The sequence below is a fragment of the Apilactobacillus kunkeei genome (assembly GCF_001421115.1).
Lineage (GTDB): Bacteria > Bacillota > Bacilli > Lactobacillales > Lactobacillaceae > Apilactobacillus > Apilactobacillus kunkeei_F.
In genome coordinates this window covers 95871-121855 of record NZ_JXCW01000001.1, presented here as the reverse complement: position 1 = coordinate 121855, position 25985 = coordinate 95871, and the positions used below count along the sequence as shown (strand labels likewise).

Here is a 25985-nt window from a genome sequence, read left to right as displayed (position 1 = left end):
GAAAAATTTTGAACATTAAAGAAGCCAGTCAAATTACCGGCGTACCAGCATCTACCATCCGTTATTACGAAAAAGAAAACATTATCCCCGCCGTCGACAGAAACAAATCTGGCGTCCGTGATTTCGATGATCATGCGATTAGACGAATTAGTTTTGCGAAGAAAATGCGTGATGCCGGAATGGAAATCAGCACATTGAAGCAATACATTAACCTATTCGACAACGTCGAAGACAGTGAAGATGAACAATTAGCCCTATTAGTCGAACAAAAGCGTCTAATGGAAGAAAAACGCGATAAGATGAATGATGCCATCGACCACTTGGCACATAAGATTGAGAACTTCGACACCCACATGTTAAGAATCGAAAACGAATTAAGAACAATGAAAGCAAATAAAAAAGAACGACTATAACAGTCGTTCTTTTTTATGCTTGTTCTTCGTTTGCAGCTACGAAATGGTAGACGATGTAGCTAACAGTCCAAACAAAGATGAATACTAGAAAGATTAGGAGTGCTTTTACATCTAATTCGATGTTGAAGTTCAAGAATCCCTTTAGCTTGATAATGTTAAAACCTAATAATGATCCCCAGGCACCCTTTGAGTGCACCAAAAGTTCTACAAAACTATCAAGTAAAATTAGAACTAGGTATAAAATGGTACCGTAGGAGAACCAATTAAACGTCTTTTTTAACATGGCCTTCCTCCCAAATATCGGTTACTGTCATTATACACAAAAAGCAATCCTTTGTCGGATTGCTTTTTGTTTGATCTTGGCTAATTCTATGAATGCGAGGCCTAACAGCACTGTAAGTAAGGGATGAGGTAAAGGATTAAATTCCTCATGGCGTGATGTTAATTATTAATAGTGATTACGGAAACTATAATCGATCAATTAATCTTTTCGGCTGGAGATAAACGACAATTACCTACCATAATCACCATGCATCCAGTCGACGAATTAGCCAAGTTTTGGCTTTTCTTCATATTATTCGTTCAAAATACAAGTCATCTTAATTATTCATAATCCCATTAGCGTCATCTCTTGATGAATTATTTATGGAACATCTTTAATATATTCCTGCCGTGTAAATTTGCTATAAAAATTATGTAAATATAAAAAAGAGAAGCGTCAATGTCACGCCTCTCCTTTTATCTGTTAGTTTAAGTCAATGTCTACGGTGTGGTTATCAAAGAAATTAGGTTGGTATTCCAATTTCAACTTAGCATTGGGGTTAGCTTGTCCAATTAAGTAACCTGTAACTTTTGATCCCTCATCTAAAGTACCACTGTCAATAGTATTATTGTCATAAGTATCATTACCTGTGTATTCGTCCAAATCAGTACCATTACCGTCAGCACTCAACTTGAAATCATAAGGATTGTAGTCTTGCTTGTCACCTGTATCATTTTGAATGGTAACGTTAATTGCAACATACTTATTGCCACTCTTAGGAGTGTTAATGTCATCACCGTCATCATACTTAATATCATTTACAGTGACTTTGTATCCCTTATAATTAATAGTTTCTCCTACTTTGTATTGCTTATTCAATACTGAATCATCACTTGATTTTGAATCTTGTGATGATTTCGCGTTACCTTGTGTAGTAGACACATTACTGTCTGATGAACTTGATTTTGAACCATTTGATGATGTAGTAGAAATAATTGCAATTGAAAGAATTAATGAAACAGCAACAACTACCCAAATCCACCATACCTTGTACCAAGGAATAATAACATCATTTACTTCTGATGCGTTTTTGGCTGGCTTTTGTAAAAATTCAAAAACTACAGAAATTATAAGTAATACAATTGATGGGAAAGCAAAAATCATTGATAAACCAGAAATCGCACTACCAATAATCCCCAATACTGGTCCTACAATCGAAATATTTAATTGCTTAGCATAATATAATGAAATAGTGTTTAAAATTACACCAATCCATGTAACTAAATAGAAAAATCCCCCGCTGGTATTTCCATTATTTGCAATCGCTTGCGCAATTACCACAAACCATGAAATAAACAACATTAAACAATTAAAAATGTTAAATGCTGCAGTCCATATATTTATTTTAGACTTCATGTTAAAAAATCCCCCTAAATTTTAATACATATTTAATCATATCATAACAAAAAATCAATTCAAAGAAATCTTTTATCAAGATATTAGTGAATAATACTTCATAAAGAGGTATACTGAAACCAAAATGCTAGGAAGTGATAATTATGAATAATATCGCTGAATTTAAGCTAGATAGACAAAATTATGGTCTAGAGTTAGTCGAAGAATTTATGTCCACCGAAATTTACGACATCATCAAAAATGACCGCGAAGAATTAGCCAAGTGGCTACCATGGGCTAAGGACATGCAATCAATTGATGACGAAGCAAAATTCATTCGCTATGCTAAGGAACACAATATATTCGTTCTAGCAATTTTAAATGGTGCAAAATCAGTCGGTATGATTGATCTACACAATGTGGATGAAGTGAATCATACCGCTGAAATTGGCTATTGGTTATCCAGTGAATATCAAGGTAAAGGAATCATGTACAACAGTGTGCAATCACTTGTTAGTTATGCATTTAACTTCTTTGATATGGAAAAGCTAATTATTAAAGCTGAAATTGAAAATGAACCAAGCAGACACGTTGCTGAACGTGCTGGATTCACATTCCAAAAAACAGAAGAACCATTTGCGATTTATGCAAAACAAAAGAACGGCTAGAATTAGCCGTTCTTTTTGTGCTTAAAAGTCACTCATTTAATTTTTTATGGCGATCAATTAAACTCGTCGTCCAGAAGAATTCACTTTTGTTAATAAAAAGATTTGAGAAGTTTTTTCTGACTGAGAATATACTATAAAAAAATCATAGGAGTGATAATTATGCACAACATTTCAGAATTTAAAATCAATAAGCACAAATATGGTTTAACCTTGGTAGAAGAAGATATGGCTGCCAATTTTTATAGAATTATCCAGAAAGACCGTGAACAACTTGGAAAATGGTGCTCGTGGGCTAATAAGATTAGATTTATTGATGACGAAAAAGATTTCATTAAGGCAGCTCGCCAAGATTGTATCTTTATTCTAGCAATCATTGACGATCAAAATCCGATTGGAATAATCGATCTACACAATTTAGATGAAGATAAACATACATGCGAAATTGGTTACTGGTTATCAAGTGAATATCAAGGTAAGGGAATCATGTACAACAGTTTACAAGTGATGAACTGCTATGCATTTAACTTTTTCGATATTGAAAAGTTAAAAATAATATCGCAAATCAAAAACATGAAATGTCGACACGTTGCCGAACGAGCAGGCTTTAATTTCAAAGAAATTAAAGATCCATTTGCGATATATACCAAAGAAAAAACCGATTGGGAGTAACCATCAATGTACTAAAAAAGAACGGCTAGATTTAGCCGTTCTTTTTATTTGCCTTTAACATGTAGTCCACGAATCCATATAAAGCCATCCAGATTAACATGATGACAATGAAGTAAATCAATGTCTTCCATGTGATCAAAAGACTAAAGTTGAATTCCCCGGGGTTAAAATTCTTAACGACTCTTACGCCCATTAGAGTGCGCCAAGTAGATGGTGATTGATAGTAAAATCCCTCAAAAAAACCATCAATAATAGTTAAGATTACATATACCCCAACGCCAAGTGAAAACCATTTGCTCATCTTCATTTGCATAATGTAACCCACCTTTGTTATGTACTAACCACATAATAGCACAGCAATTATTTTAATTGCATTAAAAAAGGCCATAAAAATCATGTCATATCAACGTTTTAACAAGTTAATACAAAATAATGACAATAGTTTGTCATTTTCATTAAGTTTATAAAGTGGTATATTCTTATTACTATAAAATTCAAAGGAGGTGCCATGATGAAGGCAATCAGAAACATTATTATCTTAGTATTCCTTGCTGTACTTATTTTTATTGTCCTACCTGTAGGAAAAGACTTCTACATTCAAACATCTTTAAGCAAACAAGCTAGTTCAGCAATCAGCAACCAACAAGAACTAAAGAAAGTGGCTGCCAACGAATCAACTTACGTGTACTTAAATCAACACAACAGCGATCGTATCTACAATTCGAACTCTGATACTGGTAAAGGTAATACCTACCGTTACTCCGCCAAATATGGTACTAAGAACATCACACTTACTGGTACCCTATCCAACGCTGGATTTAAGGTAAAACTAGATAAAGTGGAAATCACACAATAAGAAAAAGCTCTCCGTTTTGGAGAGCCTTTTTTATTTTAAATTTTATCGAACTAAATACTAAACACTTCGCATCTATGGTGCTAATATATAGTTGGATTCAGATATAAATTGAATTGGTAGAGGCGATTAATATGACTGAATCAGAAATTATAGATGGAATTAAGCAAGTAAAGACAACACCAGGTATGATTGATTACCTAAGAACATTATTGAAGAAAGGTCGCAAGGAAGACCCTACTGATGTTCACACATTCCATGATTTTGAAAGGGCATTGTATGATTACAATAATCATCAATACCAAACTCATAGCAAAGCTGACAACTCACTATAATCTTGTAGAGTCAAAGAAGGTCTTATGATGATGAAGAGATTTCGAATTCATGATTGCACTACTTTGTTACTTGATAGATTTTCAATATAATGTAGAGACATTCTAAATAGAAAAAGGCACCCAGATGGGTGCCTTTTTTTAATTGACAAAAATTTCGTTTAAAAAAGAAACAATTTGTGGCATATTTAATATATAAACTAAATTTAAAATAGAGGTATTTAAAATGCTGCTTACTTTAAAGGATCTTATTGAATACATAATGGACAACTACAACACTTCAACTATCATGAAAAATAGTTTCGTGGCAGATAGAATAAGACATGGAATGAACGATATTCCTGATACAAAAAAAATATCATCGGCTAGATTCAAATTTTACGGTTCAGCTGGTCAGGGAACATGGGCTGAAGTTCCATGGATTGGCCTATTTGACGTATTAACTTTTAAATTAAGTGCACAGCAGGGTGTATATTTGGTGTACCTACTCTCCGCGGATCATAAACGAATGTACTTATCTCTAAACCAAGGTTGGACATCATTTAAAAATAAATATGGTACAAAAATTGGACTACAAAAGCTCGATAGAACGACCAAATCAATACGTGACATAATAAGCAGTAAATCACTATGTCATATAGACAAGCCCGTTTACAATATTAATTTAGGAAGTAAATCTGACAATCCAAAAGGATATGAAATAAGTAATATATTGAGCATAGAATACAATAGAGAAAATATGCCATCCAACGAACAAATGGTTAATGACCTAAAAGCCATGAAAGAATTATTAATTAACGTTATATCCAATTTGAAAATAACTTACGGTGAAAATGTTACTTATTCGACTGATAATAATGATGAGGATTTATCTATGGAACCGTATAATTTATTAGAATATGTTGAACCAGATTCTGTTCCTCATTATAAAAAACAAAATGAAAAGACTTACAATGAAACATATAAAAAAATCGATTTTGATCACATCCAAAAGATGAAAAAATTTTGGGGTGATACCGGAGAAGAATGGGTTGAAAAAATAGAAAAACTCAAGCTTGAAAAATACGGAAAATACGATTTAGCAGCAAAAGTAGAACAAGTATCTAAAACTAAAGGTGATGGGCTCGGATACGATATACTGTCTTTTGATAATAATGGTAATAAGATGTTTATCGAAGTAAAAACAACAACAGATAAATCGAAAAATAATAAATTTCAAATTTCAATAAATGAGCTAAATGCATCAAAACACTATGGAAATAAATATTACATTTACAGAGTTTACGATTTCAAAAATTCTATAAACGGTCCAAAATATTATGTGTTAAATGGTGATATGTTTAATAATTTAGACTTACAACCTATTTCCTTTACATCAATACCAAAATAAAAAAGAAGCATAATATGCTTCTTTTTTATTTAATGATATCGCTTAAATATCCATCGCTAACCATTTTTAAGTTTATGATATTTGGAATAACATCAAAAGCTTCTCTCATTGGATTTTTTGCTGTATCCCATCCTGGACCATCACTTATCCAAACAAAATCAACATTCTTAGCAGTTTTTAAGAACTGACCATACATTTCACTAAATTCTCCTGCTACAGCCTTTAGTTTTGATCCTCCACCACCATAAAAATTGGTTTCTATGACTAGAACCTTACCAGTTTCACTATTAAATACTGCTCCATCATATCTTCTTCCACCTTTTCTTCCACTCTCAAGAGCTTCAGGAACTAAAACATCCCAACTTCTTTTTATAGAATCAGCAGTGGCTTGAACCATGTATTCACATGATGGATTATGCTTTATAAGTAGATTTAAATTTCTCTCCAAAATATTTTCATTTTCAGTACCACTACGATTTTTTCTACCATTGGAGTCTAAGCCGACTTCCACTCCATATGCATAATCTACTAAAGATCTAGATACATGATTTTTTAAAAAAGATAAAAGTCCACTTTCTTTCATAAATTCAATATATTTATGAATATCATCATTTGGATTATTAAAGTCTAGATGTTCATTACTCATATTAAATTGCTCATCATAATGAAGAACATTTATATTATCATCTCTACAAGCCATCAAAATGGGTATTGTCCTAATAAGATCAGGCTGTTCACTCAATAATTCGTTAGCTCTATTTTCAATATCATCTTTTCCAACCAAATAATTCATAGTATTTAACATAATTTCGTAATTGGAGATATTTTCTTTCACTTTATCCCAATTAACCCAATAACTTGAAGTTCTATTTGTTGGAAACCTTGTTTCCATAAAATATTTAAATTTATCGTCCATGTCCATTGATATATATTCTTCATACTTCATCGAATATTACCTACTCTTTCGTTTGAATAATCTTCAACTCTATTCTTTGCAATGTCCAAGTACTCTTCTGCCATATCTATACCAATAGATCTCACACCGAGCTGTCTACATGCAACACATGTTGTTCCACTTCCAACAAAAGGATCAAGAACTAGTGAATCCTTATTGGTAGATGCTTCTATTATCCTTTTTACTACTGATAAAGGTTTTTGAGTTGGATGCTTACCAAATCGTTTTTCCATTTTTTGTGTAGTTGGTGTTGTCCAAACATCTTTCATTTGTTTTCCGCCATTTAACTCACGCATAAAATCATAATTAAATAATTGTCTACCATGTTCTCTTTTTACCCAGAGTATAGTTTCAGTAGAATGTGTAAACATTCTTCGACTTAAATTTGGTGCAGGATTCGATTTTTGCCAAGTAATATTATTCAAAATTTTCCATCCCATCTTTTGAATCAAATAACCTAGCATATATATATTATGCATTGAACCAAAAACCCAAAAAGTACCATCATCTTTTAAAATTCTGTCCACTTCATTCAAGAATCGAGAATAAAACTCCTCAGGATCTTGTTCTTGGTCCCACTTACCTTTATCAACGCTTACTCGCTTGCCGCCACTATTAGAAAACCCACCATTACTAAGAAAGTATGGTGGATCAGCAACAATAACATCAATAGACTTATCATTTATTTTCTTCATACAATCAAAAGAATCTGATTTTATAAGTGTTGTAATATTATCGTTAAATATTTTCTTCATTAAAATTGCCTCTAAAATTTAATAATTAGTTATTATGACCTCACCAATCTTGCCTCGTTTATCAGACTTAGAATTTATGAATCTATTAGCCTGTACAGAGTGTATATTTGCATCTTTATACATATCCCTTACTAAATCTACATCTGAGTTGCTTAGCATTACTTTAACTCCGCTTTTACTAAGATCAAAGAAAAGGTCTCTAAGTCTTTCCTGATCAGATATGTTAAAACCTTCAGAAGTATATGAGGTGAAATCTGACGTTGGATTTACTGGTACATAAGGAGGATCAAAATACACAAAGTCATCTTTTTTGGCATTTTCTACCGCTTTTTCGAAGTCCCCATTAAGTATATCTACGTTAGATTGATTAAAATAATTGCTTACGCTCATAATATTCTCTCTATTAGCAATATTTGGATTTTTATACCTACCATAAGGAACATTAAACTGATTTTTCTTATTCACTCTGTAAAGGCCATTAAAATCTACTTTTAACATATATAAAATTCTTGCAGCTTTTTCTACGTCAGATAATTCATTGATAGCATCACTTCTATCTAATTCCCTTAATCGTAAATAATATTCTTTACTATTATTTTCCGCATGTTTTTCTAAAACTTTTAATAAATTCTCAGGATCTTTTTTTACAATTCTGTATAAGTTCACTAAATCTGCATTAAAATCATTTATAACTGCTTTTTCTGGTGCTAAGTTAAATAAAAAAGCTCCCCCACCTACAAATGGTTCGAAATAAGTCTCGAATGAGTCTGGTTTAAATTCATTTAATTTGTTTAATAACTGTCTTTTCCCTCCAACCCATTTAGTGATAGGTTTTAAATTATTTTCTGTGTTAAATAAATCGTTCATTTCTTCACCTCCAAAAAGTTTTTCATCTTTTATAAATACGAAAAAAATCTTTATTCAATTTTAACATATTAGTAATTAATGCTATAAAAACATTTGATATAGTAATAAAAAAAGAATGTTGATAATTCAACATTCTTTTTTATCATAATTAATTTATTTTATTACATAACACTAATCTTCGAAAAAACTATCCATATCAATAGTATCAATTGTAGATTCGATAAAAAGCAAAACAATTGAAAGAATAAATGTAACAATTGCCGTTACTTTTCTTACTGTCGTATCTGGACCATTAAAAAAGCTATCCCAGATTAAAAAAGAAGAAATCATTAAAGCAACCATTACTGATTGTAATCTTATCAACGCAAAAATCATTTGTCTATTAGATGTAGGTTCCATCTGATCTACTCCGTTTCATATGTATTCCCCCGCATACACGGGGTATTGTTTACCACTTAAACAAGTTGAAAACAGTAAATTACTTTACCATAGTATGTTAGTTTTTTTATATTACGTAAATCAAAAATGATTAGTAAGTGTCATCAGATGAAGAGTCAGTATCACTAGTGTCATAATCCTCATCACTCTTTGGATTGTAATGGGTGTATTCATAATTCCAATGATATTGTTCGATTGCAGTAACCGTTGTAGATGTTGTTGTAATAACCCAGAAAATTACAGTAACAGCGCAACCAAAGATGATTGCGGTCTTAGTTGGTGCAACGTAATCACCGAATCTGTCCTTACCTTCTTGCTTAGAAGGTTGGCAGAAAAGAACAATTAGTATAACCCATCCAACGATTGGAATTAGTCCTAACCATAAAAAGTTTCCAGAAAGGTTAGCATCATGAAGCCTTCTAAACATCAAAATAATTCCGACAGTGTTAAGGAATGCTGTTAATAGTGATACAACGATGATTATAAGTCTTAAGAATCTAAAACCACCAACACTGTTTAATAATGGATTATATACAGCCAATAAAAGAACTCTTAGAACAATTAGGCATAAGGTAAGCACTAGTTGGCCATACCAAAATTGAGCTCTAGTTGAACATCCTGAAATGGTGAATAATCTTTTAAACATATCACTCATTGCATCCGAAAATGTAACGTTGTTTTGTTGCGCAAATGCTTGATTGGAAAAATCTCGTTGTTGGTTGTAACCATCATTTACAAATTTTTCTTCAACGTTTGCGTTTTGTTGAGTTTGATTATTAATGTTACTATTTTGTGTTTCACTTGCTTGTTCAAATCCACATTTATTGCAGAATTTCGCATTTATATCTAGTGCCTGTCCACACTTTGGACAAAATTTATTGTTCATCATTATCCCCCTAAACGATTAAAATCCTAATATAGCTATATACCAAAAAGTTTGGACAGCTAATGAGATTAAAACATACAAAACGTAGAAAGTAATCATACCGCCTCTTTGGCCACTAGTAAGTTTAGCTTCTTTGTATGGATTATTAACTGGTTGAGATGGACCACATAGGAAAACAATCGTAATAATGTACCCAACAAGTGGAATCAAATAAATCCATAAATAATGAGCTGATTTTCCAGTATCATGTAACCTTCTGGCACCAGCACTTATTAATGCAATCACTGATAATGCGACTAGTAATCCCATAAATATATCAAAGAATAGAACAATATAAGCACCATTCTTATAGTCATACATTCTGGTCATCATTTTTACAGAAGCAAAAATACTATAAACAACAATACTTACACTTAGTATTAGATACATAAGTGCTCCATACCAGAATTCTGCTCTACTTGCAGTTCCTTCAACGCTGAACATCTTAGTAAAGAAAGTACAAACAGATTCAGAAAAGAAAACTTTCTTTTGCGCTGGTACATTAACACCAGCATAACCAGCATTATTGTATGGTTGTTGGTTCACCATTGTGGATTGTTGGGCATTAGACATATTGTTGCCTTGAGATTGTCCACAGATTGGGCAAAATTGTGCATCATTATTGATCAAATTGCCACACTTAATACAAAACTTATGATTCATTGCCATTCCCCTTTATTATATAAATATCAAAAAAATACTTTTTTGATGGTTGCCACCCATTTAATAAATATGTATCCCCCATACGGAGGAGTACAAACTACCACTTAAACAAGTTGAAAGTTGTCTTATGGTAGACCTTGTTATATAACGCCTTATGTGGATTATTAATCCATCCCATACCCTTCTTACCATAGTATGGGTTAACTACACGTTTCATCGAACGTACCGCACGTCCTCTTGTCCGTGCTGATAATGACTTTTTCCAGCTTGGCTTTCTCATGCCAAATTTCATGTCTATCATCTTCTTTTTTATAGGCTAATGTAATTATACAACTTATCTAATTAATTTAAAGGATATGAAAAAGTTTGTATTTAGAATGTTCATATGGTCAAATCTCTGCAAATAAAAAAGAGGAACTACGCCAGTACATCGTCGATGCCAACGACGATAGAAATGATTGGGAAAATAACGCCAAATAAAAAAGCACACAGGAATGTGTGCTTTTATTTTTTCGATGGTGGATCCTGTGGCGCAAACCAGGTTGGATGTTTTTTGTGTATTCTTTCGGTGATAAAACTATAAATTAGGTACAAAACGAATAAGAATAATCCACTTCCTGCTGAAATCATGGTCAATTTAAGAAAGTCATGCCAACTTTCAGCAATAAATGCATTGGACATTAAGCCATAAATGCTACCTATTGCTGCACTACCCAATCCAACAACTAAAATCAAAATTATCCATGATTTAGAAGAACTATTTTGGGTTTTCTTTTTTCTCATGTTGGCTTCCTCCCTTTTGAAAATCATCTTAATGGTTTACAAATATTATCATTAATCTTATTTATTGTTTTAAATAAGTGATAACTTTCATCGAAATGATCAAATGGCGATTTGTCATTTTGGTTATTGTCGAAATCCATATTGTTTTCCATTTATTTCGAATACATTTTATTTAATTATACACTTTATATGAAATGCTGAAAAAAAATAAAAGCACACATTTAATGTGTGCTTTTTTCCAATCATTAGCCAAAGAAATCAATGTTGATATCCTCATCATGTTTGCCATGTTTTTCAACAACAACATGATTATCATTATCATAAACATAATTATAATGATAAAGGAAAACAAAATGAGTTCTAAAAAATGCAATTGCCAAAAAGGCAGTAAGTAGTAATCCTATCACATTAGCAGTCAATGAAGGTTTTACATAATCGCCAAATCTCATATAGCCACCGGTCTTAGTAGGTAAGCATAGAAGTACGATCATAACAATAAATCCACAAATAGGAACTAGTAAAAGCCAAAGAAAACCACCTGACATATCAGAATCATGTAATCTTCTAAAAGTTAAACAAAATTCAACTACCATGAAGAACCCAAAGATTAACGAAATTACTCCCATAATACATTTAGCAGCAAACAAATTACCATATACATGCACCAATGAATGGTGAGCGTATATCAAAATAGATTGAGCAAGAGTCAAACAAATAAATAAAAATAACTGTGCATACCAATATTCAGATCTACTGGAGCACCCCTTAATAGTAAACAATCTCTTAAACATATCTTTTATTGCGCCAAAAAATGACACTTCTGGTCTAACTGGTGGAACAACAGTTTTGGCATCATTTACTTGTTGAATATCCACTTGTTTAGCACCGCATTTATTACAAAATTTAGCGTCGATTGGTAACGCTTGTCCACATATTGGACAATGTTTTTCTTCCATATATTTTCACCTCTGTAAAATGAATCATTAATATCGATATTAATTATTATATATAGGTATATACGAAAATATTAATAGAAGCAAGAAAATAAAAAAATAGAAAAATGTATAAATGAACACTCGTATAAATATAATCGAAATATATAATTTGTCTGCATCACAAAGTCTAATAAATCCTTTATTTAAAAGATTTTTAGTGCAAATTCATATTATATGGATCAATAAAAGTAATTTATTATACACTCAATCCACAAAAATGGAATTTGAACCTTTTTATATTTTTTTAGGTAGCTAAAATAAAGTAATTAAAATCGTCGGAACCCTTTATAATTCATCTTTATCTAATAATTACTCATAAGTTAAACTATATGCAGTTAATAAAAAAATCACGGTTATTATTTAAATCTTCTTAAAAAAGATATTTTTATTCAAAATTATGATATTCAATATTTCTCCTCGTAATTTATACATATTGCGTAAAATTCGTCTTCATTATTTAATGTTTTTTAATACAAAATCAAGAAATTCTTTGAATTTCACGACAAAAAAACTGCCAATTAAAGCATTATCACTGTAATATGACGGTAAATTTTCAAATCATCAATCATGATAAACGAAAAAATATCAATCAGTTCTCATTTTAAAATTGTTTAAAATCACAGATGTTTTTTTACAAAAAAATAATTAAAATCTTATGTTTATGGAATTATAATGGTGACAAAATTAATAGTAAAAAGCTTCAATCATCATATGACAGGAGGAGGAGTGTGATGAGAAAAACTTCTTTTATTTTTTTGTTGGTGTTTATATCCCCCTTAATGGGATTAGTGCAGTACCCTATCTATCAATTAACCGACGGGACTGTTAGAACAATTACTATTCAAATATTAGTTTCTTTTCTATTATTAATAACCATAATCGTTTATCTATATCGGCATCTAATTAATGATTCTATTATCGAATTATTTCAGAATAATCGATTTGACTCTTCATTGATAAAAATTAGCATTGCAATGCTAATTTTAAATGTCATTTTCATAGTAGTCGTGATTAAACCAAATAATGGTATCCATAATAATCTTTTTACTTTAACAGGATTTAATAACCATTATCTACAAATTATTAGTGTTTGCACTAGTTTCACTTTATCACCAATCATAGATGAGCTCTTTTTTAGAGGATTAGTGATTTCTTTCTTAGAAAAAACGTGGAATAGTGATTTTGCAATTATCTTTTCAGCTATTATCTTTGGAATTTCCCACTCTTTGTTTAATATTATTTTCCTTTCGTTCTACATAATTGTGGGTATCCTATTAGGTCTTGCTAGAGAAAAAACGAATGGAATCATCGCTCCTATTATCTTAAGATCAATGTGGGACGTCTTCATAGTACTAATGATGTGGATATATTAAAAAAGCATACGCTAAAGCGTATGCTTTTTTATTTGATATTGATCCAAATGATTGCGCCTAACAACAATACATCGACGATTGTCATTACGACGTTGAACCATTTAGTTCGATTATGGAAATCAACAATCAGCATGTTTCTTAATCCGACTGGGATAGAAAGCATTGCCAATCCAGCAATAAAAATTACTAAACTGTGGACGCTAAATAATAATATTAAAACGTATAGTAAAAAAATGGTCCAAACAGTGTTACTGTATTTTTTCATTATCATCACTCCGGTAAAATGTAAAACTATGTATAGTAGTTTATGATAAAAATTAATTTTAAGTTAAAAACTACTTACTAAGTTTATATATCTATTAATGATTTAAGTCAATAAAAATAAAAAGAACTGCCAAAACTTGGCAGCCCTTTTTCATATACATTATAGGTCGTAACCAACCATGATGTTCTTAAAGGCGTTTAGGCAACCTTTATCAATGCGTTGGTTTAAGAATCTTTCGTTAGTAATATTAGCATTATCGAAGTATGAGGAAGACATGTTAACTTCTGGGCATAGTTCGATGAACTTCTTAATCATGTTATCGTCAAATGAGTGTGGTTGAACATCAATGATTAAACCAAATTCCTGGTGGTAGAAGCACATTACCATTTGTTTTAGTAATACCGTCATGGCACGATTTGGAACGGTTGTGATGTCAGCTTCAACTTTTAGGACATCATAGTAACGATCAAATAATTGGTATTGAGCGTTGTATCCTTGAACAACGTTAATTCTGGCAACCCTGATGTTTTCCATTGAGTAACCTGAATCTAGCATGTCTTGCTCACGTTTTGATAATTCATCGCTCTTAATATATTTGATTGGGTCAGTTCTTAGGATCATTTCCATGTTAGGAATGTCATCCTTAGAAGATGTGACTGGCTTGTATACCATACTATTAAATTGGAATGATGTTTCTTTTGACATTGAGGCATCAATCGTTTGAGCATTGTTATAACGCGCTTGTTCTACCTCTCCGTGGTTCTTAATCACTACGTATACAATCACCGCTAAAGCAATGATAATACCGATAGTAATCGCTAATATCGGATTAGCCACCACACATAAAAGTAAAAATATTAGAACTAACGCTCCTGAACAACCTAATCTCATCTACTAACACTCCAATCATCCTTAAAAAATCATTATAATTCCATTATAATATTTTTTCACTTTATATTACAGAAAAAATACACAAAAAAAGAGCCTCAATGACTCTTTTTTAAATTAGTTAATAGAAATTGTGTGCTTTGATTCTTTTTCAGCTGATTTAGGTACCATGATATCCAAGATACCACCGTCATACTTAGCACCAATCTTATCAGTGTCTGCATCAGGTAAGTAGAATGAACGACTGACATCGCTAGATGTCCTTTCGCTTCTAATCAACTTACCGTCTTCGTCTTTTTGTTCCTTGTTCAAATCGTGAATAGCATGGATTGTTAAGGTATCGTTTTCGTAATTAATGTTGATATCTTCCTTCTTAAATCCAGGTAGTTCAGCTTTCACTTCGAATTCGTCATCATTTTCGATAACATCTGTCTTCATCTTTGAGGAGTTAGCCATGTTTCTGCCTAATCCATCAAAGAAGTTGCTCATTGGATCCATAAAGTCGTTGAATACATTGTTTCTTAGTTCGTTTGCCATAAGATATCCCTCCAATTATTTGAGTTAATTAGTTAATGTTGATTTTGTGTGCCTCTTCATCCTTAACTTCTTGCTTTGGTAATGTAATCTTTAAAATACCGCCATCATAGTCGGCAGATACATTATCAATATCGATATCAGGTAGGTAGAATGCACGTGCGATATTGCTTGAAGTGCGTTCCTTTCTTAATACCTTACCTTCCTTGTTGGTGTCTTCCTTACTCAAGTCATGTGTAGCATGAATGCTTAAAGTATCGTTGTTGTAATCTAGATGAATTTCATCCTTCTTGAAACCAGGTAATTCAGAGCTTACTACGTAATTATCTTCGTTTTCAATAACGTCAGTCTTCATTTGATTACCAGCAACTGAATTGAAGAAATTCTTACCAAAGTCACCGAAGAAATCGTTCATTGGATCAAATACATTGAAGTCTCTGTTTCTTAATTCGTTAGCCATAATCAAAGCCCCTTTTCATTATTTTATTTTCAATATTTAGTTGGTAGTTATTTATTTCCTATCAACAATTCTTATATTAGTCAGTATTGGTCAAATAGTCAAGAGAAAACTAGCACTCAATTTAGTCAAGTGCTAAAAATACGCTATAAATATTGATATGACGGCATTTATTTTTAATAAAAAATTTTAAAAATATATAAAAAAAGACGATTCTTTTTTCGAATCGTCTTTTTGATCAAAGTTTTTTATTTAAACATTGCACCGTAAGCCCAACCAATAAATTTACCTTGGTAGTAAGCCTTGTAGTAGTACTTCTTCCATCCGTCTTTCTTAGCACGTTGGGTAATTTGTACTGGGGTGTATGCGTATCCGGTACCGTAGTTAGTAACGTGAATGTCAGCGAATCCACTGTTACCAACGTGATTGTAGAAGTTTACCTTTGGATGCATTCTAACAATCTTAGTAGCGTGGTACTTGGAGTAAGTGACGTTAGATACCAAGCCATTGGTGTTGATCCAACCTAATACCTTACCGTTTTGTAGAACACGGTAGTAAGTACGACCATTTGAAGTATTCTTAGCTACTGAGTTAATAGTAACTCGCTTGGTTGCGTAAGAATTACTCTTATGAACGGCCTTAGTGTTCTTCTTGTAACGTTTATCGCCAGGTACATGGTTGTAAATCTTCAAACCAGTACCACCAGCAATTGTCATTGATTTATTAACGGCAGTGTAATCAACATTCTTAACTACAGCCTTTTTCTTTTTCTTAGTGGTAGTTACAGAAGTGTTGTTACTGTTATTGTTGTTGGCAGCTTGTTGGTTAGCTGGGCTAGCTGCATTCTTTTGCGCAGCACTTTGTTTCTTGTTTACCTTTTTAGAAGATTGATCACTCTTTGGTACTTTAATCTTTGGTACTGGAGTAGGATTTGTGGCATCGGAAACGTCACCAATGAACCAGTTAGCATCCTTTGAGGTAAACATACTTGCATCTAGGTTTTTACCTAGTGCATTTGAATGGAACTTATCTGTAAATTGCCATAAAACATGTTCTCTGGCAGGTTCGTTGTTTTGGTATGCGGCTAACCAGTAACCGTCATAGTTAGCAACTGAACTAGCTGCGTTTTGAACCATGAAATTAGCATATGAATAGAATAAAATCTTACGTTGACCAACTAATGGTCTCAATGCCTTCAACCATGCATCGGTTGATTCATTGGTTCCACCAGAAGTAACAGTTTGTGATTCATAGTCATTTACGTAAAATCTTGCACGTGGTGCACGACTGTATAGCACTTTAGCCTCATAAGCGGCATCACTAGGATTTTCGTATTGACTGAATGAGTATACCCCGTATGGGATACCATACTTGTCCATTAGATCACGATTGTGTTCAAATGTCTTGTCGGCATAGGCACTACCGTATTGCACTCTTAAAATAACGAATGGCACTTCATTTCTTAATTGTTGTGCTTGGGTATCGGTAAGGCTACCTTGCCATTCTGACATGTCATAAACGGTGTTTGATGTGTTAGCGTTACTTGCATCAGCCATCGCTGGTACAGAGGTGCTAGCAAGCATCAAACCGATTACGGCAACAATCGAGAACCATAATCCTTTTTTTCTCATATAAAGATATAAAGAAATTAAAAAATTAATTTATATCTTATACACCTCCTCTTATCGCTTTATCATTATTGCATATTGTAACAGAGCCGGAGGGGTAAAAGAAAGCCAATTCCATATTAAATTTTAGAAAAACTTTGTAATATTTAATATTTTATAAATTAATATTTACTGTAAAAATTGATCCAGTTGGATGATTATCACGGACATGAATGCGACCATGATGTTGGTCGACAATCCATTTAGCGATTGATAATCCCAAACCAGTTCCCCCAGTCTTGGAATTTCTCGACTTGTCTGTACGATAGAAACGTTCAAAGATACGTGCTTTATCCTCGTCAGGAACACCGTTTCCAGTATCTGAAACCACAATCCTTAGATTACTGTGGTTCTTTACAATCTTAACGGCAACGGTACCACCCTTTGGTGTATATTTCATCGCATTATCAATTAGGATAACCACCAATTGTTTAATCAAATCGGCATCAATATGGCCAGTTCCATCGACATCGATGGTGTCGACAAATGACTTGTTTTGACTTGTGGCAATCTCGTTAAATGGTGACAAGACGCCTTCAAAGAATGGTTTCAATTCAACATCAGAACGTTGTGCTTGGACGATGTTGGAATCAGAACGCGCTAGCGTCAATAGTCGTTGGGTTAAGACCTTTAGATGCTTAACCTCTTCTAAGGTCGTCGATACCGGTTGAATCTGATCGACGACTTTGTCATTTGGTTTAGTTAACAAGAATTCCATCTGGTTTTGAATAACCGTCAATGGCGTTCTCAATTCATGGGCGGCGTTGGAACTGAATTCCTTTTGTCTGTGCCATGAATTAATGATTGGTTTCATACTCGACTTAGATAGGTAGTAAGCAATTAAAATCGCAATTGCCCAGAAGAATATCAATGTCACAATCAATGCTTCGACGAAACTGTGTAAGGCAAGTAAATCAGCATCGATGTTTTGCAAAATCAATACATAATTACCCGCATACTCGGGATTAGTGTTATCGTCGGACACCTTTAATAGAATCCCTCTAAACGTGGTCACGTAATTGTGAGACCACAAAGTAATTTCTTCAACTTGATTTAATTTTCTGTTCTTAACGGTCAACTTACTCAATAGCTTGTAATTTCTTTGACCAAGCATCCCCCTATTGGAGATAATTCCCTTTTTATTGAAGACAATCACGTTAGTCTGAAAATCACTATTGTTGTAGTTGTTAAACGGATTAAATCCACCAGGACGTTGATTGACACTCAATGGGCCTTCATTGGCGTATGTGTTTCGTTCAATTCGTTCCTTTTGGCGGTTCAACCCAGCGTCGATGTTGGAGTAAATCGACTTTTGGAAGAAGAAGTAAACAATTAATCCTAAAATCGCAAATAAAATCGCAAAACCAATTAGTTCCTTAATGAATAACTTAATTTGTTGTTTGTGCTCTAAAATGCGATCTCTCATTGATTAGATCCTTCTAGCATGTACCCTACGTTTCTTAGGGTCTTGATTGGGTTTTCTCCAGAAATTTGTTTAATCTTCTTTCTTAAGTTACTCATGTATACCTCAACTACTGATAATGAAGTTTCAGAATCAAATCCCCATAGACGATCGAAGATTTGGTCCTTGGTAATAATAGTAGAAGGATTTTGCATGAAGTAGACCAATAGATCGTACTCTTTTCCGTTTAATTTCAATTCTTGATGTTGGTATTCAACGTAGTGGCGACCTAAGTCAACATTAAATTCACCCACCGACAATGTGTTGTTGTTACCAAGACGACCTGTTCTCTTTAATAAGGCCTTTACACGAAGGATTAGTTCTTCACGATGGAATGGCTTAGTTAAGTAATCGTCGGCGCCTAATTCGAACCCATGCACCTTATCAGCCATAGTGTCCTTGGCGGTCAAAATTAAAACGGGCATGTCTATTTCGTCGTCTACTCGCCAGTGTTTTAAGATATCGTATCCACTGACTTCCGGTAGCATTAAATCTAAAATTGCGATGTCATAGATGTTGTCTTGGCCCATCATTTGGCCTTCAAAACCATCATTTACCACCGTTGTGTTTCCGATTGGTGATAAGAATTGAGCCACACTGGCTGCTAAGTTTTCGTCGTCTTCGACGATTAAGATATTTAAACCATCCATGTTAATCATTCCTTTCGATTTCAATTAATTTTGTTATTTAAGTTAAGTTTATGATTGCTTTAAGATTAGTTTAATTTTCTTAAACTAGACTTAAATCATTCCAAAAAAGGAAGTGCCCAACCATGATAAATATTTTGCGGCAGTTTTTTAAATTCGGAATTGTTGGTCTAATCAACACTATTCTAACTTATCTTATCTATTCAATGTTGTATAAAGCAACTTCTCCTACTTTTGCAATGGCGATTGGATACGGTACTACATCGATTATTGGTCTAACCATTAATCAAAAGTGGGTATTTAAAGCCAACCATGACTGGATGATCGTCGTTAAATACTACCTTACTTACCTTTTAACATGGACCTTAAGTATCTTAGTGACAGAAGTGGCAAGTAACTATTTCCACGTTATTGCCAACATTATCCCCCTAATCACGCTTCTAGTCACTACGCCTACTAACTTCTTCTTAAGTAAGTATTGGGTATTTAGAAAAACTGAATTAAAGGAGGCATCTGCCAATGAATGAACCGACAGACAAGAAACCTAACTTCTTCCAACGACATAAAGTCGATTGGGTGTTAGCTATTATTCTCCTAATTGCATTAGGCTTGTACGGTTACGGAACATGGAAGACTGGTTCTGCCAACGACTTCTATACTTCCGCCATCACTAGTATGACCCAGAGCTTTAAAAACTTCTGGTATGCCAGTTTTGATTCAGCCGGATACATCACTGTCGATAAACCACCTGTTGCCCTATGGTTCATGGCTATCTCAGCTAAAATCCTAGGTGTTTCAAACTTCAGTGTGGTCCTACCATCAGTATTATTCGGTGTCGGATCCGTCTACCTAATGTATCGACTAGTAACTCCTTACTTTGGTCGCTTCGCAGGTAGAATCGCTGCGTTAGTAATGACAATTACCCCCATTGTTGTCGCTGACTCTCGTACCAACAATATGGATGCTACTCTAATCTACTTCCTATTGTTAGCAATCTGGATGCTACAAAAATCCATCAACAAGCACAACATGTACTGGTTAATCGGAAGTTTTGCTACCATCGGGTTCGCGTTTAACATCAAAATGCTACAAGCTTTCATGATTATTCCAGCAATGCTTATCTTCTACTGGTTAGCATCAAAAGATTCATGGAAGAAAAAGATTGGTAAGTTATCACTTGCCACAATCGCCTTAGTCGTATTCACCCTATCATGGCCACTATCAGTTGATATGACATCAGCTAATAATCGTCCATATGAAGGTGGATCACAACACAACTCAGTATTAGAACTAGCCTTTGGATACAACGGTACTCAAAGATTATTAGGTCAAACTACTGGTACCGGTGGTGCCTTCAAGGGTATGGGTAATAACTCTTCTAAGGGTTCTAACCAACCTGGTGGTAACACCAAATCAAACAGCAACAACAAGATGACGCCACCAAGTGGCAAGAAGGGTAATTTTAACCCTTCTAAGAATATGAAATCTCGTGGTAACTTTACTGGCGGAAATCACCGCGGTGGTATGAAGATGAACGGTAAAGGCGGCATGGGTGGTGCATTTAACATCGGAACTGCTGGTCCACTTCGCCTATTCCAATCAGCTTTAGGACCACAAATTAGTTGGTTATTACCATTCTCCATTATCGGTATGATTGCCGCATTCATCGGATTCGCTGATCCTAAGCGTAAATGGTACCAACTTACTACTCGTCAAAAACACACAGTTTTATGGACAGGTTGGTTAGTTCCAGTTTACGGATTCTTCTCCGTAGCTAGTTTCTTCCATCCTTACTACACCATCATGTTAGCTCCCGCCATTGCAGCACTTGCTGGACTTGGGTTAGCAGCTATGCTGGACTTGTTTAAACGTTTCGGTCTAAACAATTACAAGGCATACTTCCTACCACTAGCAATCGTTGTTACTGCCGGACTACAAGCATGGTATGTATCAAGCTACTACGCATGGTTAAGTGTATTAATCCTAGTCGTAGCAGTTCTAGCAAGTATCTTATTACTTGTCTTCAAAGCTAAACCTGCCGGAAAGGCTATCGTTATCGTAGGTCTACTATCAATTGCAGTAGCACCTAGTTTCTGGTCATTAACCCCTACCCTTGCTAAAGAATCTGCAGCTATTCCAACCGCTGGTCCCGATCTCTTAACCAGTGGTGGTAATAACTCAGGTGGAATTGGTAACGGAACAGTTAATACCAAATTGTTGAACTATTTAACTAAGCACCAAGGCAATGCCAAGTACCTATTTGCAACCGCAGATTCTGGCACTGCTGCTCCATATATTATTAAAACCAAGAAAGCCGTTATGGCAATGGGTGGTTTCAACGGAACTGACCCTGCTATGACATTAAGCAAATTCAAGCAATTAGTAAAATCTGGACAAGTTAAATACTACCTAGATGAAGGTAAGTCAGGTTCTACTAACAGCACAATTGTTAACTGGATCAAGAAACATGCTAAGAAGGTCAGCGCAAGTGAATATGGTGGTTCAACCAGCACTACTACTTCTTCATCCAATTCAATGAGCTTCACCATGAAGAAAGGCGCATCTGCTAAGATGGCCAAACCTAGTGGTAAGCAATCAATGAACATGGGTGGTGGACCATCTAACATGAGCAACGGTACCTTATATGACCTTTCCAGCATTTATTAATCTGGAGGTGTCTCATGCCAAATAAAACTAACAAAATCTCCATTGTTCTCCCCGTTTACAATGAAGAAGCTGGCATCAAAAACACCATCGAAGTCTTAGAAAACTTCGTGGAATGCCAAATTGAAACTTACGAAATTATCTTTGTGGATGACGGCTCTGTCGATTCAAGCGTAGATATTATCCGTCACGCACAATCACAATACGAAAACATTAGATTGGTCGAATTTTCAAGAAACTTCGGTCACCAACTAGCAATTACCGCCGGCATTCGATATGCCAAAGGTGATGCGGTTGTCGTCATGGATGCGGATTTACAAGATCCCCCCTCTGTTATCCCTAACATGATTGAAAAGTGGCAAGAAGGCTTTGACGTTGTCTATGGAAAACGCCTTATCCGTGAAGGCGAATCCTTCTTCAAACGTTTCTCTGCGAAAGCCTTCTACCGCGTAATGCGTAAAATCGCCAACGTCGATATCCCCCTTGATACCGGTGACTTTCGCCTAATGGATCGTAAAGTGGTTGATGCACTTTCCAAATTAAACGAACCTGAGCCATTCGTTCGTGGCCTTGTTTCGTGGGTTGGTTTTAAGCAAACAGCCGTAACTTATGAACGACAAGAACGAAATGCGGGAGTCACAAAATACCCCCTAAATAAAATGATTAGACTAGCGTCTGATGGAATCACCTCATTCTCCGCAATCCCCCTCAAGATAGTAAATTATATCGGTTTCATCAGTATTATCGCTGGAATCATTTATGGATTAGTCACCATCTTCACTGGTATCTCGACACTTACATTCGCAATCTCTTTAATGTGTGTCCTATCAGGAATGATCATGCTTGCGCTGGGCATAATCGGTGATTATCTATACCGCACTTTTGATGCTTCCAAACATCGTCCTCAATATGTCGTTTCTAACTCTTACGGATTCAATAACCATCCCGGAAACATCGCCACGATAAAGAAACAACATGGCTAAGAAAAATCCCTCGGTATTATACCGGGGGATTTTTTTGCGTTTATATAGAACAAACGTTCTTAAAAACATAGAGAAACCGCGTCAAATCTGATAAAATAGGGTTATTATTAAATCTTAAAAAGGAAGTTTAGACGTGAAAATCAGTCACTTCATTCGTCGATTTATATGTATCCTAATTACATTGAAAATTATCGACATCGTGGTAGCCATGATGCACCTATCAAACGTTTACAATCAGCTGACAGCACTGTGCATTGCATTCACCCTGCTAGTCACTGGCTACTGCATCCTACCAAAATCAGACAAACATTTTATTAAAACCATTAAAAACAATCTCAGTCGTCATCAAACATATACGTTTAAAAAGACACATGTCGTTTCAAACCAGATGACGTATCAAAATCGAGCTGTCGATATCTCCAGACAGCAATATCAGGCACAATCCACGCCATATTTAAACGAACTGTCGATGTTAAAACGTCAATTAGACGAGATGAACGAGCGCATTGAATCACAAAAGGCCTACCGTAATCAGTTAAGCAAGCAAATCAATGAGCTCAACATCAAATACCAACAACTAAATGAGTTAAACACTCAATACAATAGTCTAGTAGAAGACATCAAACGCCTCCAAGACCAAAAGGATAAACTAGCAGACGCCCATGTTACAGACGAGTATCAATCATTTATGGATTATCAGTCCAAACAAAAACTGGCCACAATTGATAACTTCGACGGTTATCAGTTTGAGACCTTTACTTGTGACTTGCTTAAGGCACTTGGTTTCTCAGACATCAAACGCACTCAGGGAAGCAGCGACTTCGGTGTCGATGTCTACGCCAAAAATGGCGACACCAGTTATGTATTTCAATGCAAACTATACGCCAGTCCCGTCGGCATCAAGGCGGTCCAAGAGGCCAACTCAGGGCGCAGTTACTACAATTGTAAAAAGGCCGTGGTCATTACCAACAGCTACTTCACCCCTCACGCCATCTCAGCGAGCGAGAAGTTAGACATCGACCTATGGAACAGAGATAAGCTAGCTAGTTTAATTGCTGAGGCAAATGTGTAACACTATATATGTAGAATAAATGTTAAATTTTTGTCTAAAGTTTCACTTTTTTAAATCTTTTTTAGTGAAAATAGGTTATTATATTCATTAAATTACTTAAAAAAAATAAACATAAAAGGTATAATGTAGACATTATATAAATTTTATTAAGAAACGGGGAATGTTCTGTTGGATAGTGGTGCGATATTCTTTCAAATCGTTATTGTATTGATTGCATTCTTCTTCGCCGCTTACTTTGTTGCCTGTGAATTTGCCTTAGTGCAAACCAGATACAGTATGTTGGAAGAAGAAGAAGAAAATAAGGGTAAGTCAAAGAAGCTTGCTCGTGAAATGCACATGATCACTAACCTAAATGACTATTTATCAACCACCCAAGTGGGTGTATCCGTCTGTGGTATCATCATGGGTTGGGTTGGTGAAAGTCTTATCGTTGACGCCATTTTTGATTTACTTGAATTAAAATCTGGATGGGTCACTGCTGGTACCGCTCACGCCATTGGTGGTGTAATTGGTATCTTGATTCTTACCTATTTAGAAGTGGTATTTACTGAAGTTGTTCCTAAGAACATCAGTATCGCCATGCCTAGAAGAATTCTAGGTTACGTGGCTACTCCACTTCATTACTTCCACACAATTTTCTATCCTGGTGTTTGGGCTATCAACGTCAGTGCCGCTGGTGTTGTTAAGTTAATGGGTCTTAAGATGACAGACGAAAGTGACGAATCAATGTCACAAGCTGAAATCCTAAGTATCTCAAAGGAAGCCGTTGAAAATGGTGATCTTGAAAAATACGATTACCTATACATGCAACGTGCCTTCGACTTTAACGATAAAGTTGCCAAGGACATCATGATTGATAGAACTCAATTGACTGTTATGGACATCAATACTTTAGTAGACGATGCCATCACAGTATACCTACAATCAAAATTCAGTCGTATTCCAGTTGTTATCGATAACAACAAAGATAACATTCTAGGTTACGTTTACTGTTACGACCTTGTTCGTCAATCAAGAGTGAACTCAAACATTCCAGTTGAACGTCTAATCCGTGATATTGGAACTGTTCCTGAAACAATGAAGATTACTGAAGTGCTTCAAAAGATGATTACTATGAGAACTCCTATTGTTGTCGTAGTTGATGAATATGGTGGTACTTCAGGTATTATTACTGATAAAGATATTTATGAAGAACTATTCGGTACTGTTCGAGACGAAATCGATCCAGCAACCAATGAATATGTCTTCAAGCAACCTAAGGGTACTTACCAAGTAAGTGGTAAGATGACTACTTATGATTTTGAACGTTACTTCAAGACTGAAATCAAAGACTTCAGCAAATCAGATAGTGTTACCCTTTCCGGTTACTTTATCGACAACAACCCAGGTATTCAAATCAAACCTGGTACAGAATTCAAGGTAGATACCTTCACATTTAAGGTATTACACTTTGAAAACTCATTTATCGATTTATTCGAAGTAGACGATTTACGTGATAACCACGAGGCTATGGCCGAAAAATCTTCTGAAGAACAAAAAGATGAAGAAAGTAAAGACTAATATATAATTTTTAAATCTGTTAGAATATATTTCTAACAGATTTTTTATTT

The 25985-nt window shown here is 34.5% G+C and carries 31 protein-coding genes; 12 read left to right on the top strand and 19 right to left on the bottom strand.

Translation table 11 applies throughout. The annotated features are described in order from the left end of the window. Positions 1-8 precede the first annotated feature (8 nt). On the top strand, positions 9-413 hold the full coding sequence (locus RZ55_RS00560) for a MerR family transcriptional regulator (RefSeq protein WP_057175461.1): 405 nt from the start codon (positions 9-11) through the stop codon (positions 411-413). Between the two features lie 13 nt (positions 414-426). Here the strand turns inward: RZ55_RS00560 and RZ55_RS00555 are convergent, their stop codons facing one another. Both RZ55_RS00555 and RZ55_RS00550 read right to left on the bottom strand, forming a co-directional pair. Continuing rightward, positions 427-696 (bottom strand): hypothetical protein, encoded by a 270-nt coding sequence (locus RZ55_RS00555; RefSeq protein ID WP_057175460.1) that lies wholly within the window; start codon positions 694-696, stop codon positions 427-429. A gap of 462 nt (positions 697-1158) precedes the next feature. Then, positions 1159-2091 (bottom strand): DUF4352 domain-containing protein, encoded by a 933-nt coding sequence (locus RZ55_RS00550; protein ID WP_057175459.1) that lies wholly within the window; start codon positions 2089-2091, stop codon positions 1159-1161. Positions 2092-2234: 143 nt separating this feature from the next. Here RZ55_RS00550 and RZ55_RS00545 point away from each other — a divergent pair, with 143 nt between their 5' ends. Together RZ55_RS00545 and RZ55_RS00540 are read left to right on the top strand one after the other, a co-directional pair. After that, a complete protein-coding gene (locus tag RZ55_RS00545) occupies positions 2235-2738 on the top strand; it encodes a GNAT family N-acetyltransferase (protein WP_057175458.1) in 504 nt (167 codons plus the stop codon). A gap of 159 nt (positions 2739-2897) precedes the next feature. Then, positions 2898-3407 (top strand): GNAT family N-acetyltransferase, encoded by a 510-nt coding sequence (locus tag RZ55_RS00540; protein WP_053792342.1) that lies wholly within the window; start codon positions 2898-2900, stop codon positions 3405-3407. 31 nt (positions 3408-3438) lie between these two features. Here RZ55_RS00540 and RZ55_RS00535 read toward each other — a convergent pair whose 3' ends face one another. Continuing rightward, positions 3439-3720 (bottom strand): hypothetical protein, encoded by a 282-nt coding sequence (locus RZ55_RS00535; protein ID WP_057175457.1) that lies wholly within the window; start codon positions 3718-3720, stop codon positions 3439-3441. Positions 3721-3918: 198 nt separating this feature from the next. Here RZ55_RS00535 and RZ55_RS00530 point away from each other — a divergent pair, with 198 nt between their 5' ends. The 3 genes from RZ55_RS00530 (at position 3919) to RZ55_RS00520 (ending at position 5982) form a co-directional block, all read left to right on the top strand. Next, a complete protein-coding gene (locus tag RZ55_RS00530; RefSeq protein ID WP_057175456.1) occupies positions 3919-4263 on the top strand; it encodes a hypothetical protein in 345 nt (114 codons plus the stop codon). A gap of 131 nt (positions 4264-4394) precedes the next feature. Beyond that, on the top strand, positions 4395-4595 hold the full coding sequence (locus tag RZ55_RS00525) for a hypothetical protein (RefSeq protein ID WP_057175455.1): 201 nt from the start codon (positions 4395-4397) through the stop codon (positions 4593-4595). Positions 4596-4818: 223 nt separating this feature from the next. Beyond that, a complete protein-coding gene (locus RZ55_RS00520) occupies positions 4819-5982 on the top strand; it encodes an MrcB family domain-containing protein (protein WP_057175454.1) in 1164 nt (387 codons plus the stop codon). A gap of 25 nt (positions 5983-6007) precedes the next feature. On the opposite strand, the gene RZ55_RS00515 is transcribed toward RZ55_RS00520, so the two are convergent. The 9 genes from RZ55_RS00515 to RZ55_RS00475 form a co-directional block, all read right to left on the bottom strand. Then, the gene (locus RZ55_RS00515; protein ID WP_053792336.1) at positions 6008-6928 is read right to left on the bottom strand and encodes a type II restriction endonuclease; all 921 of its coding nucleotides are present in this window, start codon (positions 6926-6928) and stop codon (positions 6008-6010) included. Continuing rightward, positions 6925-7692: a DNA-methyltransferase gene (locus RZ55_RS00510; RefSeq protein WP_053792335.1), complete on the bottom strand. Its 768-nt coding sequence runs from the start codon at positions 7690-7692 to the stop codon at positions 6925-6927. The genes RZ55_RS00515 and RZ55_RS00510 overlap by 4 nt, the downstream gene beginning before the upstream one ends. Positions 7693-7710: 18 nt before the next feature. Further along, the gene (locus RZ55_RS00505) at positions 7711-8559 is read right to left on the bottom strand and encodes a DNA adenine methylase (RefSeq protein ID WP_053792334.1); all 849 of its coding nucleotides are present in this window, start codon (positions 8557-8559) and stop codon (positions 7711-7713) included. A 171-nt stretch (positions 8560-8730) separates the two neighbouring features. Beyond that, a complete protein-coding gene (locus RZ55_RS00500; protein WP_053792333.1) occupies positions 8731-8958 on the bottom strand; it encodes a hypothetical protein in 228 nt (75 codons plus the stop codon). Positions 8959-9088: 130 nt separating this feature from the next. Continuing rightward, the gene (locus tag RZ55_RS00495; RefSeq protein WP_057175453.1) at positions 9089-9883 is read right to left on the bottom strand and encodes a DUF805 domain-containing protein; all 795 of its coding nucleotides are present in this window, start codon (positions 9881-9883) and stop codon (positions 9089-9091) included. An 18-nt stretch (positions 9884-9901) separates the two neighbouring features. Then, positions 9902-10585: a zinc-ribbon domain-containing protein gene (locus tag RZ55_RS00490; protein WP_057175452.1), complete on the bottom strand. Its 684-nt coding sequence runs from the start codon at positions 10583-10585 to the stop codon at positions 9902-9904. 97 nt (positions 10586-10682) lie between these two features. Continuing rightward, positions 10683-10877 (bottom strand): hypothetical protein, encoded by a 195-nt coding sequence (locus RZ55_RS00485; RefSeq protein ID WP_057175451.1) that lies wholly within the window; start codon positions 10875-10877, stop codon positions 10683-10685. A 212-nt stretch (positions 10878-11089) separates the two neighbouring features. Next, complete coding sequence (locus RZ55_RS00480; protein WP_057175450.1) at positions 11090-11368, bottom strand: hypothetical protein; 279 nt, start codon at positions 11366-11368, stop codon at positions 11090-11092. 245 nt (positions 11369-11613) lie between these two features. Then, positions 11614-12324 (bottom strand): DUF805 domain-containing protein, encoded by a 711-nt coding sequence (locus RZ55_RS00475; RefSeq protein WP_057175449.1) that lies wholly within the window; start codon positions 12322-12324, stop codon positions 11614-11616. A 662-nt stretch (positions 12325-12986) separates the two neighbouring features. On the opposite strand from RZ55_RS00475, the gene RZ55_RS07340 reads away from it, so the two are divergent. Further along, positions 12987-13736, top strand: a complete 750-nt coding sequence (locus RZ55_RS07340) for a type II CAAX endopeptidase family protein (protein WP_081034471.1) — start codon at positions 12987-12989, stop codon at positions 13734-13736. A 28-nt stretch (positions 13737-13764) separates the two neighbouring features. Here RZ55_RS07340 and RZ55_RS00465 read toward each other — a convergent pair whose 3' ends face one another. From RZ55_RS00465 to RZ55_RS00435, 7 genes are all read right to left on the bottom strand, one after another. Continuing rightward, positions 13765-14001 carry a hypothetical protein gene (locus RZ55_RS00465; protein WP_053792326.1) on the bottom strand — a complete coding sequence of 79 codons (237 nt, stop codon included), beginning with the start codon at positions 13999-14001 and terminating at the stop codon, positions 13765-13767. A gap of 159 nt (positions 14002-14160) precedes the next feature. Next, on the bottom strand, positions 14161-14838 hold the full coding sequence (locus tag RZ55_RS00460; RefSeq protein WP_143444161.1) for a hypothetical protein: 678 nt from the start codon (positions 14836-14838) through the stop codon (positions 14161-14163). A gap of 168 nt (positions 14839-15006) precedes the next feature. Then, the gene (locus RZ55_RS00455) at positions 15007-15426 is read right to left on the bottom strand and encodes an Hsp20/alpha crystallin family protein (RefSeq protein ID WP_053792324.1); all 420 of its coding nucleotides are present in this window, start codon (positions 15424-15426) and stop codon (positions 15007-15009) included. A gap of 28 nt (positions 15427-15454) precedes the next feature. Further along, entirely contained in the window at positions 15455-15883 is a 429-nt protein-coding gene (locus RZ55_RS00450; RefSeq protein WP_034531033.1) for an Hsp20/alpha crystallin family protein, read from the bottom strand. 245 nt (positions 15884-16128) lie between these two features. Next, the gene (locus tag RZ55_RS07220; RefSeq protein WP_057175446.1) at positions 16129-17511 is read right to left on the bottom strand and encodes a GH25 family lysozyme; all 1383 of its coding nucleotides are present in this window, start codon (positions 17509-17511) and stop codon (positions 16129-16131) included. Positions 17512-17662: 151 nt separating this feature from the next. Next, positions 17663-18973, bottom strand: a complete 1311-nt coding sequence (locus tag RZ55_RS00440; RefSeq protein WP_053792322.1) for a sensor histidine kinase — start codon at positions 18971-18973, stop codon at positions 17663-17665. Beyond that, positions 18970-19659, bottom strand: coding sequence for a response regulator transcription factor (locus RZ55_RS00435; RefSeq protein WP_034531031.1), 690 nt, complete (start codon positions 19657-19659; stop codon positions 18970-18972). The genes RZ55_RS00440 and RZ55_RS00435 overlap by 4 nt, the downstream gene beginning before the upstream one ends. A 122-nt stretch (positions 19660-19781) precedes the next feature. On the opposite strand from RZ55_RS00435, the gene RZ55_RS00430 reads away from it, so the two are divergent. The 5 genes from RZ55_RS00430 to RZ55_RS00410 all read left to right on the top strand — a co-directional run bounded on the left by RZ55_RS00430 (position 19782) and on the right by RZ55_RS00410 (position 25935). Next, positions 19782-20183, top strand: coding sequence for a GtrA family protein (locus tag RZ55_RS00430; RefSeq protein WP_057175445.1), 402 nt, complete (start codon positions 19782-19784; stop codon positions 20181-20183). Beyond that, positions 20176-22323, top strand: coding sequence for an ArnT family glycosyltransferase (locus tag RZ55_RS00425; RefSeq protein WP_057175444.1), 2148 nt, complete (start codon positions 20176-20178; stop codon positions 22321-22323). The genes RZ55_RS00430 and RZ55_RS00425 overlap by 8 nt, the downstream gene beginning before the upstream one ends. Before the next feature lie 14 nt (positions 22324-22337). Continuing rightward, positions 22338-23303: a glycosyltransferase family 2 protein gene (locus RZ55_RS00420; protein WP_057175443.1), complete on the top strand. Its 966-nt coding sequence runs from the start codon at positions 22338-22340 to the stop codon at positions 23301-23303. Positions 23304-23436: 133 nt separating this feature from the next. Continuing rightward, complete coding sequence (locus tag RZ55_RS00415) at positions 23437-24375, top strand: restriction endonuclease (protein WP_057175442.1); 939 nt, start codon at positions 23437-23439, stop codon at positions 24373-24375. A 168-nt stretch (positions 24376-24543) separates the two neighbouring features. Further along, positions 24544-25935 carry a hemolysin family protein gene (locus RZ55_RS00410; protein ID WP_034531027.1) on the top strand — a complete coding sequence of 464 codons (1392 nt, stop codon included), beginning with the start codon at positions 24544-24546 and terminating at the stop codon, positions 25933-25935. Positions 25936-25985 lie beyond the last annotated feature (50 nt).

Excerpts from the sequence above, each read along its gene's own strand:
- RZ55_RS00555 (WP_057175460.1), bottom strand. The coding sequence starts at position 696 with ATGTTAAAAAAGACGTTTAATTGGTTCTCCTACGGTACCATTTTATAC.
- RZ55_RS00550 (WP_057175459.1), bottom strand. The coding sequence starts at position 2,091 with ATGAAGTCTAAAATAAATATATGGACTGCAGCATTTAACATTTTTAAT.
- RZ55_RS00545 (WP_057175458.1), top strand. The coding sequence starts at position 2,235 with ATGAATAATATCGCTGAATTTAAGCTAGATAGACAAAATTATGGTCTA.
- RZ55_RS00540 (WP_053792342.1), top strand. The coding sequence starts at position 2,898 with ATGCACAACATTTCAGAATTTAAAATCAATAAGCACAAATATGGTTTA.
- RZ55_RS00535 (WP_057175457.1), bottom strand. The coding sequence starts at position 3,720 with ATGCAAATGAAGATGAGCAAATGGTTTTCACTTGGCGTTGGGGTATAT.
- RZ55_RS00530 (WP_057175456.1), top strand. The coding sequence starts at position 3,919 with ATGAAGGCAATCAGAAACATTATTATCTTAGTATTCCTTGCTGTACTT.
- RZ55_RS00525 (WP_057175455.1), top strand. The coding sequence starts at position 4,395 with ATGACTGAATCAGAAATTATAGATGGAATTAAGCAAGTAAAGACAACA.
- RZ55_RS00520 (WP_057175454.1), top strand. The coding sequence starts at position 4,819 with ATGCTGCTTACTTTAAAGGATCTTATTGAATACATAATGGACAACTAC.
- RZ55_RS00515 (WP_053792336.1), bottom strand. The coding sequence starts at position 6,928 with ATGAAGTATGAAGAATATATATCAATGGACATGGACGATAAATTTAAA.
- RZ55_RS00510 (WP_053792335.1), bottom strand. The coding sequence starts at position 7,692 with ATGAAGAAAATATTTAACGATAATATTACAACACTTATAAAATCAGAT.
- RZ55_RS00505 (WP_053792334.1), bottom strand. The coding sequence starts at position 8,559 with ATGAACGATTTATTTAACACAGAAAATAATTTAAAACCTATCACTAAA.
- RZ55_RS00500 (WP_053792333.1), bottom strand. The coding sequence starts at position 8,958 with ATGGAACCTACATCTAATAGACAAATGATTTTTGCGTTGATAAGATTA.
- RZ55_RS00495 (WP_057175453.1), bottom strand. The coding sequence starts at position 9,883 with ATGAACAATAAATTTTGTCCAAAGTGTGGACAGGCACTAGATATAAAT.
- RZ55_RS00490 (WP_057175452.1), bottom strand. The coding sequence starts at position 10,585 with ATGAATCATAAGTTTTGTATTAAGTGTGGCAATTTGATCAATAATGAT.
- RZ55_RS00485 (WP_057175451.1), bottom strand. The coding sequence starts at position 10,877 with ATGAAATTTGGCATGAGAAAGCCAAGCTGGAAAAAGTCATTATCAGCA.
- RZ55_RS00480 (WP_057175450.1), bottom strand. The coding sequence starts at position 11,368 with ATGAGAAAAAAGAAAACCCAAAATAGTTCTTCTAAATCATGGATAATT.
- RZ55_RS00475 (WP_057175449.1), bottom strand. The coding sequence starts at position 12,324 with ATGGAAGAAAAACATTGTCCAATATGTGGACAAGCGTTACCAATCGAC.
- RZ55_RS07340 (WP_081034471.1), top strand. The coding sequence starts at position 12,987 with ATGTTTTTTTACAAAAAAATAATTAAAATCTTATGTTTATGGAATTAT.
- RZ55_RS00465 (WP_053792326.1), bottom strand. The coding sequence starts at position 14,001 with ATGAAAAAATACAGTAACACTGTTTGGACCATTTTTTTACTATACGTT.
- RZ55_RS00455 (WP_053792324.1), bottom strand. The coding sequence starts at position 15,426 with ATGGCAAACGAACTAAGAAACAATGTATTCAACGACTTTATGGATCCA.
- RZ55_RS00450 (WP_034531033.1), bottom strand. The coding sequence starts at position 15,883 with ATGGCTAACGAATTAAGAAACAGAGACTTCAATGTATTTGATCCAATG.
- RZ55_RS07220 (WP_057175446.1), bottom strand. The coding sequence starts at position 17,511 with ATGAGAAAAAAAGGATTATGGTTCTCGATTGTTGCCGTAATCGGTTTG.
- RZ55_RS00440 (WP_053792322.1), bottom strand. The coding sequence starts at position 18,973 with ATGAGAGATCGCATTTTAGAGCACAAACAACAAATTAAGTTATTCATT.
- RZ55_RS00435 (WP_034531031.1), bottom strand. The coding sequence starts at position 19,659 with ATGGATGGTTTAAATATCTTAATCGTCGAAGACGACGAAAACTTAGCA.
- RZ55_RS00430 (WP_057175445.1), top strand. The coding sequence starts at position 19,782 with ATGATAAATATTTTGCGGCAGTTTTTTAAATTCGGAATTGTTGGTCTA.
- RZ55_RS00425 (WP_057175444.1), top strand. The coding sequence starts at position 20,176 with ATGAATGAACCGACAGACAAGAAACCTAACTTCTTCCAACGACATAAA.
- RZ55_RS00420 (WP_057175443.1), top strand. The coding sequence starts at position 22,338 with ATGCCAAATAAAACTAACAAAATCTCCATTGTTCTCCCCGTTTACAAT.